At 45.3% G+C, this 13,106-nt stretch carries 12 protein-coding genes; 9 read left to right on the forward strand and 3 right to left on the reverse strand.

The features are described 5' to 3' along the window. Positions 1–4: 4 nt before the first annotated feature. Positions 5–358: a hypothetical protein gene (locus DTQ70_RS16790; protein WP_122931879.1), complete on the reverse strand. Its 354-nt coding sequence runs from the start codon at positions 356–358 to the stop codon at positions 5–7. A gap of 175 nt (positions 359–533) precedes the next feature. On the opposite strand from DTQ70_RS16790, the gene DTQ70_RS16795 reads away from it, so the two are divergent. Continuing rightward, positions 534–866 carry a translation initiation factor gene (locus DTQ70_RS16795; protein WP_122931880.1) on the forward strand — a complete coding sequence of 111 codons (333 nt, stop codon included), beginning with the start codon at positions 534–536 and terminating at the stop codon, positions 864–866. Between the two features lie 20 nt (positions 867–886). Here the strand turns inward: DTQ70_RS16795 and DTQ70_RS16800 are convergent, their stop codons facing one another. After that, the gene (locus DTQ70_RS16800) at positions 887–2,083 is read right to left on the reverse strand and encodes an ATP-binding protein (RefSeq protein ID WP_122931881.1); all 1,197 of its coding nucleotides are present in this window, start codon (positions 2,081–2,083) and stop codon (positions 887–889) included. A 114-nt stretch (positions 2,084–2,197) separates the two neighbouring features. After that, positions 2,198–3,622 (reverse strand): DUF5723 family protein, encoded by a 1,425-nt coding sequence (locus tag DTQ70_RS16805; RefSeq protein ID WP_122931882.1) that lies wholly within the window; start codon positions 3,620–3,622, stop codon positions 2,198–2,200. A 137-nt stretch (positions 3,623–3,759) separates the two neighbouring features. Between DTQ70_RS16805 and DTQ70_RS16810 the strand changes: the two genes are divergently transcribed. From DTQ70_RS16810 to DTQ70_RS16845, 8 genes are all read left to right on the forward strand, one after another. Beyond that, positions 3,760–4,341 carry a Crp/Fnr family transcriptional regulator gene (locus tag DTQ70_RS16810; RefSeq protein ID WP_122931883.1) on the forward strand — a complete coding sequence of 194 codons (582 nt, stop codon included), beginning with the start codon at positions 3,760–3,762 and terminating at the stop codon, positions 4,339–4,341. Then, entirely contained in the window at positions 4,338–5,036 is a 699-nt protein-coding gene (locus tag DTQ70_RS16815) for a hypothetical protein (protein ID WP_122931884.1), read from the forward strand. Before DTQ70_RS16810 ends, DTQ70_RS16815 begins: the two co-directional genes overlap by 4 nt. Positions 5,037–5,128: 92 nt before the next feature. Then, positions 5,129–5,665 carry an SRPBCC family protein gene (locus DTQ70_RS16820; protein ID WP_206019532.1) on the forward strand — a complete coding sequence of 179 codons (537 nt, stop codon included), beginning with the start codon at positions 5,129–5,131 and terminating at the stop codon, positions 5,663–5,665. Positions 5,666–5,759: 94 nt separating this feature from the next. After that, complete coding sequence (locus DTQ70_RS16825) at positions 5,760–6,725, forward strand: GSCFA domain-containing protein (RefSeq protein WP_122931885.1); 966 nt, start codon at positions 5,760–5,762, stop codon at positions 6,723–6,725. A gap of 97 nt (positions 6,726–6,822) precedes the next feature. Beyond that, entirely contained in the window at positions 6,823–7,230 is a 408-nt protein-coding gene (locus DTQ70_RS16830; protein WP_164490080.1) for a hypothetical protein, read from the forward strand. Between the two features lie 107 nt (positions 7,231–7,337). Beyond that, positions 7,338–8,459 (forward strand): efflux RND transporter periplasmic adaptor subunit, encoded by a 1,122-nt coding sequence (locus tag DTQ70_RS16835; protein ID WP_122931887.1) that lies wholly within the window; start codon positions 7,338–7,340, stop codon positions 8,457–8,459. A gap of 43 nt (positions 8,460–8,502) precedes the next feature. Then, positions 8,503–11,655, forward strand: a complete 3,153-nt coding sequence (locus DTQ70_RS16840; RefSeq protein ID WP_122931888.1) for an efflux RND transporter permease subunit — start codon at positions 8,503–8,505, stop codon at positions 11,653–11,655. Next, positions 11,648–13,093, forward strand: a complete 1,446-nt coding sequence (locus tag DTQ70_RS16845) for a TolC family protein (RefSeq protein ID WP_122931889.1) — start codon at positions 11,648–11,650, stop codon at positions 13,091–13,093. The genes DTQ70_RS16840 and DTQ70_RS16845 overlap by 8 nt, the downstream gene beginning before the upstream one ends. The last annotated feature ends 13 nt before the right edge of the window (positions 13,094–13,106 follow it).

A 13,106-nucleotide genomic window follows, 5' to 3' on the forward strand; every position in this document is an offset into this window, starting at 1 on the left:
GTAATTAGTTTTTATAGCCCATTGATAATCCCGTGTCGCCTTTGACGTGAAGTTCGACGGCTGCTTGTTCGTCATTTGACTTATTTTGGATGCGTAACGCCGTATTTTTATCTACCTTTACTTTCACCGTTTCATTAGGTTTGACAATGACTTGCGAGTGTCTCCCGCCATTAATGGGGGCTTCCCAAACTTCTACATTTGAGGTAGAGGCGTTTTTAAGTTTGACCGAAAACTGTCCGTGTTCGTTATTTCCCAAAATAAAGCTGTCTTGTGCTTTGATGTAGGTCGTTGAACGGAGCGATGTACACGAAGTACCGATAACGGCGAAGATGATAAATGAGGCTAAGACCTTTTTCATGGTTGTAAGAAAGTTTGGACAACCGCTTCGTTGCGATTGATGATGCAAAGGTGCAGTCCAGCAACGTCCCCCACGCCCCAAAACATGATTTGGCACGTCTCAAATGATGATTTGAACCATAATCCTTGAAAAAACGCCCAAAAAGCTGCTATTTCGGGGCAAAAAGAAGAAAATCATGGCAAAAAATAACCGCAGCGGCATTGTCTATTCTACCGACCCCAGCTTTCAATTCGACGATTCGGACGAAGAACAGGAGACTCCCACTCCTCAGCAACAAGACCTGAAGGTATGGCTCGAACGCAAAGGAGGCGGAAAAGTAGTGACGGCCATCAAAGGATGGACGGGTAAAACGGGCGACATGGAAGCCTTGGCCAAACAACTCAAAAACCTCTGCGGCACGGGTGGCACCGCCAAAGACCGTGAAATCTTGATTCAGGGCGATTTTCGCGACAAAATCTTGACGTGGCTGTTGGCCAAAGGTTATAAAGCTAAAAAAGCGGGTGGGTAGAGCGAAAACGTTAAGGTGCTTTAATACAATAACCCAAAAATCCACAGAGGAATTTTATTCCCAAAACCTATTTCAATATCATCGGCGGCTATGTAGGCATCCGCGACGTTGGCGATTTGGCGCTGGGTTTTGTTTGCTCCCCCTACCTCAATGGTATAGCGTCTATCCAACCGAAAATTGCCTTGCTCGGTATATTCAACACGGTGTTTAGGCAGCGTTTGACTCAGTAAAAAACTTTCCCGTAGTGTCCCTTTGTCAGGGCGAGTTTCTGTGAGCGCATATTGTAAATTGGGATGGCTCAAATAGACTTTTTCTGGTTTTTGGAGGCGCGTAATCCCAAAACTATCGCGGTGTAATAAGGACAATATCCCTAACTCCTCCAAATAATGTAGGTAGTCAACGACGGAGCTACGGGTAGCTTGGAGCATATCGCCGAGCTTAGAAATATTGGGTTTGAAAGGAACACTCTCGGCCAATACAACCAACAATTGCTTGAGTTTATCTACGGTAGCATAACTAATGCCGTAAGCCGCAGGGAGGTCAAGCTCAAGACTAAGGCGGATTGTCTCAGAAAGTTTTTGGCTGTATATATCTTCATTTTCAAGGAAATAAGGATAGTACCCGTACTCTAAGTACTTAGACCAATATACAAATGGTTTAAAATTCTCAGTCAATTCTACCGCTATTGTAGTGTGGCTTTTTAGTAAGTCTTCTAAGGATATAGGAGTAAAATTAGCCACTTTTTGGATTTGGAGAAACTCTCGAAAAGATAGTCCATGCAAGGTGTACATTACTGCTCGGCGGCTGAGGTCGCCTCGGCTACGTTCGAGGTGAATGATAGAAGAACCCGTAAAAACAATCCTTAATTCGGCAAAATCGTCGTATAAATTTTTGATTTCCTGCGACCAGTTGGGGTAACGGTGTACTTCATCAAGCATAAGCAATTGCCCACCTTTTCGGACAAAATCAACGCCTAAATCATATAAGCGGTGATTACTGAAATACAAATCATCCAAACTGACGTACAACGACTTAGTTAAGTCGAGTTTCGCTTCCTTGAGGTATTGTAGTAAGAGGGTGGTTTTTCCTACTCCCCTTGCTCCTTTAATCCCAATAAGGCGATTGCGCGCCCAATCAATTTCGTGAATGGCATCTCGTACGAAATCAGTACGAGTACGCTGAAGCTTGGGGAGGTATTTCGCAAATAACTGTTCCATTTTTGTATTTTCTAAAATACAAAAATAGCAAAAAAGTGTATTTTATAAAATACACTTTTGAGGGATACATAGCTGTTGGCCAAAGGTTATAAGGCTAAAAAAGCAGGTGGGTAGTTAGTCTTTCTTGTCATTGAGTCCCCAAAGTTGGATGCCAAAATAAGCCAACGAACCACGGGGCTGTACGGCTTTGCTCGCCAACCCTCCAAAGTTGCTGAATCCGATGTAGGCAGGGCCAAAGCGCACCGAAAAACCAATGGTAGGCTTGTCGTTTCCTTCCCACCAAGTAACAGGGAGCGTAAACTCAACATCCTCCCCTTCAAAACGAGGTGTGAGTGAAAATACCTGCGGCTGGGCTAAATGAGAAGGTAAAGAACCCACGTTGGTTGGTTTTATCCAAGTAGCATTCACAAAAAACGACTTGGCCAATTGCACGTCAGCATCCACGTTGAGCGTACGCGGCAGGGCCGTCGATGAAGAATAATTTTGGGCGTTAGCCGTCCCTAGTATTGTTTCTAATCCCTTTACCGAGTTGTTTCCAATATCAATCAATTGGTTTTGATTAATGGTCAATTTGCTCAGCGTACCACTGTATTGTTTGCCCGTTGAAGGGTACGAAATCTGTCCTGCATCCGTCAATGCCACCCCGATTCTGGCAATGTAGTTGGCTTGATTTTCGGCGTGCTGACGAATCCGACCGATTTCGACCGTTGCTCCAAGGTCAATGGCGGTTCCTGAGCCATAGTCCGACGAAAACAAACTTCCCAAACCAAACGACTGAACGGGTTGGGTATAGCCATATTCATAACTTACATTTCCCAACTCCATCACGTATTCGTCGGCATTGAGGGGTTTAACTTGGTAATTGGCATTTTTGATGGTCAAAAAAACGTTCCGCGCCCCCGACAACCGCTTGATTGTTGCCCCTACTTTCACCCGAATCAGGCCATCCAACCGCAAAGGCATGGCCGCTACTGTCAGACCCGTTTCAAAAAACGAGTGTTGACTCATGGTAAAATTGGTAAAACTCCCCGTCGAAGCCGTGGTAAGGCCGTCGTCGAGACGGTATTTGTAGGCATCAAAAATGGCCGAAGGTACGCCCGAGCCTTGCACAAACCCGCGCAAGCGCGTCTGAAAGCCCACCACAAGCCAGTTGTTTTTCCCCACCCCCACGTAGCCCGATGGCGTCCTCAGTTCGGCCAATACATTTACGTTGTTCCCTTGCGTAAGTGTCCCCGTCAGCTTCGATTTGCCGTACATATCCGATTCCGCGTAGGCATTCCGAAAGGGATGAAACAAGGCGTCGCTCCGAAAATACTTGAAATATCGGTTGTTGACAGTGGTATTGAAGGATAATAAATTGATGTGATAACGGTAGCGCGTTCCCGCAATCGCCGACGGATTGAACGTGGCACGATTGATACCCGCATAATTGCTACTGTGCTGACCTATAAACTCTTGGGCAACTACGGTCGAGAGGGTTCCAATCCAGAGTAAGGCAAATAGATAAACGACCGAAAAAAAAGAGCGGAGTTGTTTCATAAATAAAGATTGCTTTAAAGCCGTATATCGTCAAAACTTCGCCAAAATTCGTCAAAATTCAGTAAATTGCCTTCCTATTTTTACAAGACTTTTCAATGACAAATTGAAACCCTTCCATTTTATAAAAACGATTTCCAATGAGTGAAAAGCACTTTTTAAAAGAAATATTCAAAGAGCAGAATTTCAAAAAAGAAGAGTTAGAAGAAATAATACAGCAATACCAGCGTGTTGAATTTTCAAAAAACGAATACCTCATCACAGAAGGAAGCACGGCTAACTTTTATTACTTTATCGAAAGTGGATATGCAAGATCGTATGTTATTGATTTAGAAGGAAATGACATCAGCACCAACTTTTTCAGCACTACCGATATCGTCATTGATTGGCATTCTTACTTTCTAAAAGCCAAGTGTCGCGAAAACATTCAGGCTGTTTCTGCCTGTGTCGCCTGGAAAATCACGTTTGAGAATTTTATGAAATTATTTCACATAGAAGCCTTCCGCGAAATTGGTCGCACTCGGCTGGTAAACAATTATTTTGAGCTCAAAAGTCATTCTATTTCCATCATTGCTGACCCTGCCAAAGAGCGGTACCTCCACCTTATCAAAACCAAGCCTGGAATTGTTCAAAATATTCCGTTGAAACAAATTGCTACTTATTTGGGGATTACCGATACTTCATTGAGCCGAATCAGAAAAGAAATTGCTGATAACAAATGAACGAACTAACACCGTATTTTGTCCCGCAATGGGTTTCTGTCTTGTTTCTCCTCCTCATTCCAACCCCTTTTGTTCTTATTAGTACTTTTGTTTTCAAAAAATCGGAGAAACGCATCCATTTTTTCATAACCCTCACTTTTTTTGTTTTTTACCTGCTGTACATCTCAATCGCCAGTTACGTTGGGTGGTTCAACGTCGTGTCGTTTCCGCCTCGGGTACTTTTATACACGACGTTTCCGTACGCTTTTTTGCTTTTTGGAGTGATATTAAAAACTCCAGTTTGTCAAAAAATTATCACAGACACCCCCGTTACTGCCTTCATTAAACTTCATATCTTTAGGCTCATTGGCGTGTTCTTCCTCTTATTGGCACATTACGAAGCCCTTCCCACGGCATTTGCCTGGATTGCTGGCGTAGGCGACATTCTGGCTGCTATTGGTAGTATTTTTGTTGTACATGCCTTCAATAGCAAAACAAGTTATTCCAAAAAATTAGCGTACATCTGGAACGTATTTGGTACGATAGATATACTTTTTACGGCAATTGGAGCCAATGTCCTCACCAAAATAGCCATAGAGACAGGCTCGATGGGCGTAGATACCCTAGCTATGTTTCCGTTTTGTATCATTCCTGCCTTTGCTCCCCCCACCATTTTATTTCTTCATTGGGTTATTTTTCTAAAACTCAAAAAATAATCCTCTCTCCTCATTTCTTGTCCTATGGCAAGAATCCCTCGTCGGCGGTGCTCTACCTTTGTTCCATCATTAAAAGTTAAACACTCCTAAAAATGAAAAAGAACATGTTTTTAGCTATCGCCGCCGCTCTAATTGTAGTCATTGGTTTTGGTTTATTTAAAGCTAGCCAACTTACAACTATTCAAATTGTCAAATCCGTAAAAATTAACCGTCCAGAAAAAGAGGTGTTTGACATGGTAAGGTACTTGGGTAATTTCCCAAAATGGTCGCCCTTTGTGGCCCAAGACCCTACCCTAAAATACGAAGTTAAAGGCACGGATGGGACGGTTGGAGCACAGTATCATTGGAATGGGAACAAAGGGAATGATTTGGGTTATCAAGAAATTATGGAGGTTGACACCTTTCGTTTAGTACGCATGAAATGCACTATTCAAAAACCATTTGTAGCCTACCCTACATTTGATTATAAATTCACGAAAACGTCCGAAGGAATCGAAGTAACTCAGGACTTCAAACTTCAATCTAGCTTAGTAGATGCGTTCTTCCTTTGGGTTTTTGGGGCAAAATCAGAAATGGAAAAAACGAATCAGCAGGGCTTAGACTTACTCAAAACAGCAACCGAAAAATAACGATTATTACTTCTTGTGATTCTGTTGGGGACAATCGTCTCCAACAGAATTTTTTACGATTTTTGTAGCTCATATCGTTTTATTATCCCTCTCTATGCACTTCCGAACCGAGCTGATTGTTCCCGAAAGCCCCTATAAAATCACCCTGCAAACCCCCGTACTAACGCTGGGTTCTTGCTTTGCGGAAGTGATTGGTACAAAGCTCGTTGAAAACAAAATCCCAACCCTTTCCAATCCGTTCGGAACGCTGTTCCACCCGTTGTCTATCGTCAAACTCTTGCATCATGCCTTAGAAGGAACTCGACCCGACGAGCGTTTATACGTTGAACACCAAGGCATTTGGTTTCATTACGATTTTCATTCGTCGATGTGGGCGGCTTCACGTGAAGAACTGCGGGAACGGCTTGTAGCAACATTGACCGCCGTTCAGCAATGGCTTTCTCGCACCGAAGTGCTCATTATCACCTTGGGTACAGCCTTTGTGTATCGTCACCTCGAAAGTGGTCAGTGGGTCGCCAATTGCCATAAAACGCCGAATTCGGCCTTTCAACGGGAATTGCTACAAACTGAGCAAATTGTGACCGCTTTTGAAAGGCTTTTTGCCAAACTTCCTGCCTCCCTTAAAGTCATTTTTACGGTCAGCCCTGTACGACATACCCGCGATACGCTGCCACTCAACGCCGTCAGTAAGTCGCTGCTGCGCGTGGCTTGTCACGAGTTATCGGAGCGAGGGTATGCGTACTTTCCTGCCTACGAACTATTGCTCGACGACCTCCGCGATTATCGTTTTTACAAATCAGACCTCATTCACCCCAGCGAACAGGCCGAAGACTACATTTTTGAGCAGTTTTCTAACGCCCATTTTACCAAAGAGTTACAAAAATTTATCCAAGAATGGCAAAAGATTCGACAAGCGATCGGGCATCGTCCGCTATACCCCAATACCGCTAGTCATCGTCAATTTTTAGAAAATTTGCTTCAAAAACTGCAAAAAATCGCTATTTTCGTTGATGTCAATTCCGAAATAGCTACGGTATCCGAACAACTTTCTGTATTTTAAAAAAAGGTATTCTGCTCGACAAATCCACCCCAAACGCCGTTTTTTAACAAACATACTATGGACAAAATGGGTTTTAGTGGTATATTTGCCTTAAAGCATGAAATCAGCAAGTGTTACATACATCCTAAAACAAATCGTTTGTTGGACTTTGCTCCTACAAATGATTCATGTGTGTATTGCCCCTGTGCCACCAATAATTTTAGAAAAAACGGCCACGCTTTACCGCGATAACACCTGCCATCAGCGCCCGAAAAACTTTCTCACCTTGCTTACTTTTTCGCTGGCTAATTCCATTACAAGTAACACAGATGCCCCTGTCAGTGAAAAAGGAAGTGAAAGCTCCTTTCTTGAAGATTTCAGCATTGGCCTTATTTGGCCGCCGTTTAATGTAGAGTTTTTATCCATCCAACTCACGGAAGAGTTGGACGCCAATTTTGACCATTATTTAGGACTTCTTGAAACGCGAGAAATAGAACCCATTTCTCCGCCTCCAAACTTCAGCTAGCTTCTCTTATCAGGGCCTTATGTTAAGTGCTCTGATGACTTGGGTTTCCAGGTTTTTTGCCCTGCGTTTTCCACCTACTGTATAATTCAACACAACCATTATTTCTTATGAGAGTAACCCTAATTTTCACTTCGGTGATTGGGCTGTGCATTTCTAGCTGCTCGACCGCTGATTCTAACCAAACCACTACCCAAGAAAAGTACCCTGTTATTCAACCCATTACGATTGACACCGTCTATCATACGGATTATGTTTCGGACATCAACTCCGTTAAAAACGTTGAAATTCGTGCTCGGGTCAAGGGCTACATTGAAAGCATTCATGTCGATGAAGGAAAGACAGTACGAAAAGGTCAAGTGCTTTTCCGTATCAGTAATCAAGAATATAAAGGCGATTTATTACGCGCTACGGCCGTGCTAAAAAGCGCCATTGCTGAGGCCAAAACTGCTGAACTTGACCTACTAAACGTCAAGAAATTGGTGGATAAGAACGTTGTATCCAAAACTGAATACGACATGGCCAAAGCCAAACTCGATGCCCTCAATGCCCGCATCGAAGAGGCTGAATCGCAAGAGCAAAGCGCCAAACTCAAGCTGTCTTTTTCGGAAATAAAAGCACCTTTCGACGGCATCATCAACCGTATTCCCAACAAAATCGGAAGTTTGATTGACGAAGGAACGCTTCTAACGACCATCTCCGACAACCAAGAAGTATATGCTTATTTTAATGTTTCAGAAAAAGAATACCTCGAATTTGCGGCAAGTAACAAACAACCTGACAACCGTAATCAAGTATCGTTGATTCTGGCCAACAGCGAAGAGCATCCGCACAAAGGCTTCGTCGAAACCATTGAGGGTGAGTTTGATAACGCCACGGGAAGCATTGCGTTTCGGGCGCGTTTTCCTAACCCTGAACGTATTCTCAAACACGGTTCGAGCGGAAAAGTACGCATATTACGCAAAGTCAAAAATGCGCTTGTAGTTCCGCAAAAGTCAACGTTTGAGGTGCAAGATAAAATGTACGTTTATGTAGTGGACAACCAAAACAAAGTCCAGATGCGAAATATCGTGCCTAAACTCCGAATGCCGCACTTGTACGTGCTCGAATCGGGGATTAGTCCCAGCGACAAAGTCATCTACGAAGGGTTGCAAGACATGCGCGTAGGGATGTCGGTACAGCCTGAAATGAAGTCGTTGGCCACCATCCTTCCGCAATTGGCGCAGCAATAGCCGCTGCGATTCAACCCATTGTCCCACACAAACTCGTACCATCATGTTTACTTTGTTTATCAATAGGCCCGTCCTATCGATTGTTATATCGCTTATCATTACCCTGCTGGGGGCGCTTGCCATGACCCAGCTCCCTGTTACGCAGTACCCCGACATTGCCCCGCCTGCTGTAACCGTAACAACCAAATACACAGGGGCTAACGCCGAAGCTTGCTCCAAAGCAGTGGTGACACCCCTCGAACGCGCCATCAACGGTGTACCAGGCATGACTTACATGACCTCCGTGTCGGGCAACGACGGTACCAGTATCATCCAGGTTTACTTTAAAGTAGGCACCGACCCCGATTTGGCTTCCGTAAACGTCCAGACACGGGTAGCCACTGTCCTCGACGAATTACCTGAGGAAGTAATCAAAGCGGGGGTATCGACCGAAAAAGAGGTAAACAGTATGTTGATGTATATCAACCTCTTGAGCGAAGATACGACCGCCAATGAAGAGTTTTTGTACAACTTTGCCGACATCAACGTCGTGGCAGAATTGAAGCGGGTCGATGGCGTTGGTTTTGCCAACATCATGGGGCAACGTGAATATTCGATGCGGGTATGGCTCAAACCCGACCGCATGACGGTTTACAACGTTTCGGCTGACGATGTCATTTCGGCCCTCCGCAACCAAAACGTGGAAGCGGCCCCAGGAAAAATCGGGGAAAGCTCTGGCCGCAAATCGCAGTCGTTGCAGTACGTACTTCGCTACACGGGAAAATTTACCGACCAAGCACAGTACGAAAATATCATCATTAAGGCCAATCCAAGTGGTGACATTTTGCGCCTGAAAGACATTGCCGACATCGAATTTGGTTCGTTGAACTACAACGTTTTATCCAAAGAAAACGGCCGTCCTTCTGCGGCGATTTTGCTCAAGCAACGCCCTGGTTCAAACGCCAGTCAGGTGATTGCCAACGTCAAAGCCAAAATGACGGAGTTACAGAAAGCATTTCCACCAGGCATGAAATACACCATCAGCTACGACGTATCGCGCTTTTTGGATGCCTCCATTCACGAGGTTATCAAGACCTTGATTGAAGCCTTTATTCTGGTAGCGCTGGTAGTGTTTATTTTCTTGCAAGATTTCCGCTCTACGCTCATTCCTGCTTTGGCCGTACCTGTGTCGCTTATTGGTACATTTTTCTTTATGCAAATGTTCGGGTTTTCGATTAACCTGCTCACGTTGTTTGCCTTGGTATTAGCCATCGGAATTGTGGTTGACAACGCCATTGTGGTCGTTGAGGCCGTTCACGCTAAGATGGAAGAAAAAGGGCTAAATGCTAAAGAAGCCACCATCGAGGCCATGGACGAAATCAGCGGCGCCATTGTGGCCATTACGCTCGTAATGACGGCTGTGTTCGTGCCTGTGGCATTTATGGACGGCCCATCGGGGGTATTTTATCGCCAGTTTTCGATTACGATGGCCATTTCAATCGTGATTTCGGGGGTCAACGCACTGACCCTTACACCCGCGCTTTGCGCCATCATGCTCAAAAGTCACCACGGCCAGAAAACTACGTTGTTGACTCGATTCTTTGACGGATTCAACAATTGGTACAACGGCGTATCAGACCGTTACCGTTCACTAATTAATGTCATCGCCAACCGTCGGGTTGTGACCTTTGCCATGTTGGCCTTCTTTATCGCTGCCACCTGGGGAACCAACCTCGTACTTCCATCAGGTTTTATTCCAACGGAAGACCAAGGTACGATTTATGCCAACATCACGACGCCGTCGGGTGCTACCCTCGAACGTACCGAAGCCGTAGTGGATGAAATCGAAAAAGTAAGCCTAAAACTCGATGCCGTAGAGTCGATTTCAACTTTATCGGGCTTTAGTTTGATGACCGACGGTGCGGGGGCTTCGTTTGGGATGGGAATGATGAACCTCAAACCTTGGGAAAGTCGCAAAGAATCGGTCGATGACGTGATTACTTTGTTGTCCGAAAAAACCAAACACATCAAAGACGCCGATATCCAGTTTTTCCCACCGCCTGCCGTGCCTGGTTACGGAAACGCCAGTGGATTTGAGTTCCGTCTTCAAGACCGTACGGGAAGTGGCAACTTGCAAGCCATGGAAAAAGTGACAAAGGCATTTATCGAAGAACTCAACAAGCGCCCCGAGGTAGTCAATGCCTTTACAAGCTACGATGCGAGTTTTCCGCAGTATTTGATTCACGTTGACAACGAAAAAGCGGCCCAAAAGGGCGTTTCGGTTGACAATGCCATGAACAACCTGCAATCACTCATCGGTAGTTTTTATGCCACCAATTTCATTCGTTTTGGACAAATGTACAAAGTGATGGTGCAAGCCTCACCCGAATACCGTACCCAACCCGACGACCTGTTGAAATTGTACGTCAAAAACACTGAAGGCGAAATGGTGCCATACTCAGCCTTTGTGCGGATGGAACGCGTGTATGGTCCCGAGCAACTTACCCGCTACAATATGTTTACGGCCGCGATGATCAACGGCGACGCCGCCCCAGGTTTTAGTAGTGGCGATGCCATTCGGGCGATTCAAGAAGTAGCCGCCCAGAAACTTCCCAAAGGCTACACCTACGAATGGTCGGGCATGACCCGCGACGAAATCTTGTCGGGCGACCAAGCCATTTACATTTTTATCATCTGTCTTATTTTTGTGTATTTGCTGCTTGCGGCGCAGTATGAGAGCTTTTTACTGCCGCTTCCCGTGCTTTTATCGCTACCAACGGGGATTTTTGGCGCGTTTTTCTTTTTGGCCGTATTGGGGTTACAAAACAACATTTACGCCCAAGTAGCACTCGTGATGTTGATTGGTTTGTTGGGTAAAAATGCCATTCTAATTGTCGAGTTTGCCATTCTCAAACGTAGCGAAGGTTATACGCCATTGCAAGCCGCCATCGAAGGGGCAGCTTCTCGCCTTCGCCCCATTTTGATGACTTCGTTTGCGTTCATTGCGGGGTTGATTCCTCTTATGATGGCTTCGGGTGCAGGCGCCATCGGAAACCGCACCATCGGAACAGCCGCTGCGGGCGGAATGCTCTTCGGGACAGTCTTTGGGGTGATTTTGATACCAGGTTTGTACGTGGTATTTGAAACCCTATCCGACCGAATGTCGCGCAAAAAGAAAAAAGAAGTTGCCCACCTAACCCACGAAGTCAATGCGTAAACTCACCCATATCCTCACGTTAGGGCTGTTTGTTGGCGGCCTGTTTTTCTCGGGTTGTAAATCACTCAAAGCCCCCGAACAACTACCTACGTTTACCCCAACGCCCGATTCTTTCAGCGGCACCGCGCACAGCAGCAACGCCGCTGATATTCAGTGGAAAAGCTACTTTTCAGACCCTAATTTGGTATCGCTCATTGATACTGCATTAGCCAATAATTTCGACATTCGCATTGCGCTTCAGCGCATCGAAACCAACAAAGCCCAAGCTGAACGCGCCAAAGGGCTTACGCTGCCCTTTGTGACGGGTGCTGGTAATATTGGACAGCGCCGTTTTGGGAAATATACCATGGATGGCATCGGGAATTACGACACCAATTTCTCTAACAATATCTCTGAAAATCAGCGCATTCCTGAGTATTTACCCGACTTTAACGTTGGACTCCAAAGCTCATGGGAAATCGATATTTGGGGGAAATTGCGGGCCAGAAAAGAAGCGGCTTTGGCTCGGTTTTTGGCCTCGGTCGAAGGCCGTAATTTTGTCATAACTAACCTGATTTCGGACATTGCTTCGTTGTATTATGAGCTGATGGCGCTCGACCGCGAACTTGATTTGTTGAAAGAAACAATTACGTTGCAAGAAAACGAATTGAACATTATCAAGATTCAGAAAGACGCAGGCCGCTCCAACGAACTGGCAGTAAAGCAGTTTGAGGCACAGCTTCTCAGCACCCAAGGCCTGGAGGCAGAGATTTTGCAGCGCGTCCGCGAAGCCGAAAATCGTATCAATTTTCTGTTAGGCAGGTATCCAAGCCCAATCATTCGCTCCCGAAATTTATTTATGACGGGACTTCCGAATCAAATCAAAGCGGGCGTACCTGCGGATTTGCTTAAAAACCGCCCCGACGTAAAACAGGCAGAATTGGAACTGGCTGCGGCCAAAGCCGAGGTGTTTATTTCAAAGGCGGCGTTTTATCCGTCACTCAACATCACAGGCGCACTTGGGCTTCAATCTTTCAATCCACAGTTTTTGATTTCACCCCAATCCATTGCTTACAACATCATTGGTGGACTGGCCGTACCGCTTTTCAACAAAACCGCCCTCAAAGCCGAACTAAAAATGGCAAGAGCGGCGCAGGTGGAGGCCGTTTACAACTATCAGCGTAGCATTCTAAACGGATATTTTGAGGTCTATAACCAGCTTGTGTTAATCAATAACCTCGAAAAAATTTACGATTTCAAACGCGCTGAGGTGGACGTACTCAATACCTCCATCCAAACCGCTTCAGATTTGTTTTCTACGGGTCGCGCTTCGTATTTGGAAGTTATTTTTAACCGTAAAAGTGCCCTACAATCACGCATCGACCTGATTGACGTTCGGAAGCGTCAGTATTTTGCCGTCATTGGTATTTATCGTTCGTTGGGGGGAGGTTGGAAATAACCCATCCAAGTCG

The sequence above is a fragment of the Runella sp. SP2 genome, assembly GCF_003711225.1.
Taxonomy (GTDB): Bacteria; Bacteroidota; Bacteroidia; order Cytophagales; family Spirosomataceae; genus Runella.

Coding starts and splice junctions, on each gene's coding strand:
- DTQ70_RS16830 (WP_164490080.1), top strand. CDS start 6,823: ATGAAATCAGCAAGTGTTACATACATCCTAAAACAAATCGTTTGTTGG.
- DTQ70_RS16815 (WP_122931884.1), top strand. CDS start 4,338: ATGAACGAACTAACACCGTATTTTGTCCCGCAATGGGTTTCTGTCTTG.
- DTQ70_RS16800 (WP_122931881.1), bottom strand. CDS start 2,083: ATGGAACAGTTATTTGCGAAATACCTCCCCAAGCTTCAGCGTACTCGT.
- DTQ70_RS16825 (WP_122931885.1), top strand. CDS start 5,760: ATGCACTTCCGAACCGAGCTGATTGTTCCCGAAAGCCCCTATAAAATC.
- DTQ70_RS16835 (WP_122931887.1), top strand. CDS start 7,338: ATGAGAGTAACCCTAATTTTCACTTCGGTGATTGGGCTGTGCATTTCT.
- DTQ70_RS16795 (WP_122931880.1), top strand. CDS start 534: ATGGCAAAAAATAACCGCAGCGGCATTGTCTATTCTACCGACCCCAGC.
- DTQ70_RS16810 (WP_122931883.1), top strand. CDS start 3,760: ATGAGTGAAAAGCACTTTTTAAAAGAAATATTCAAAGAGCAGAATTTC.
- DTQ70_RS16840 (WP_122931888.1), top strand. CDS start 8,503: ATGTTTACTTTGTTTATCAATAGGCCCGTCCTATCGATTGTTATATCG.
- DTQ70_RS16845 (WP_122931889.1), top strand. CDS start 11,648: ATGCGTAAACTCACCCATATCCTCACGTTAGGGCTGTTTGTTGGCGGC.
- DTQ70_RS16820 (WP_206019532.1), top strand. CDS start 5,129: ATGAAAAAGAACATGTTTTTAGCTATCGCCGCCGCTCTAATTGTAGTC.
- DTQ70_RS16805 (WP_122931882.1), bottom strand. CDS start 3,622: ATGAAACAACTCCGCTCTTTTTTTTCGGTCGTTTATCTATTTGCCTTA.
- DTQ70_RS16790 (WP_122931879.1), bottom strand. CDS start 358: ATGAAAAAGGTCTTAGCCTCATTTATCATCTTCGCCGTTATCGGTACT.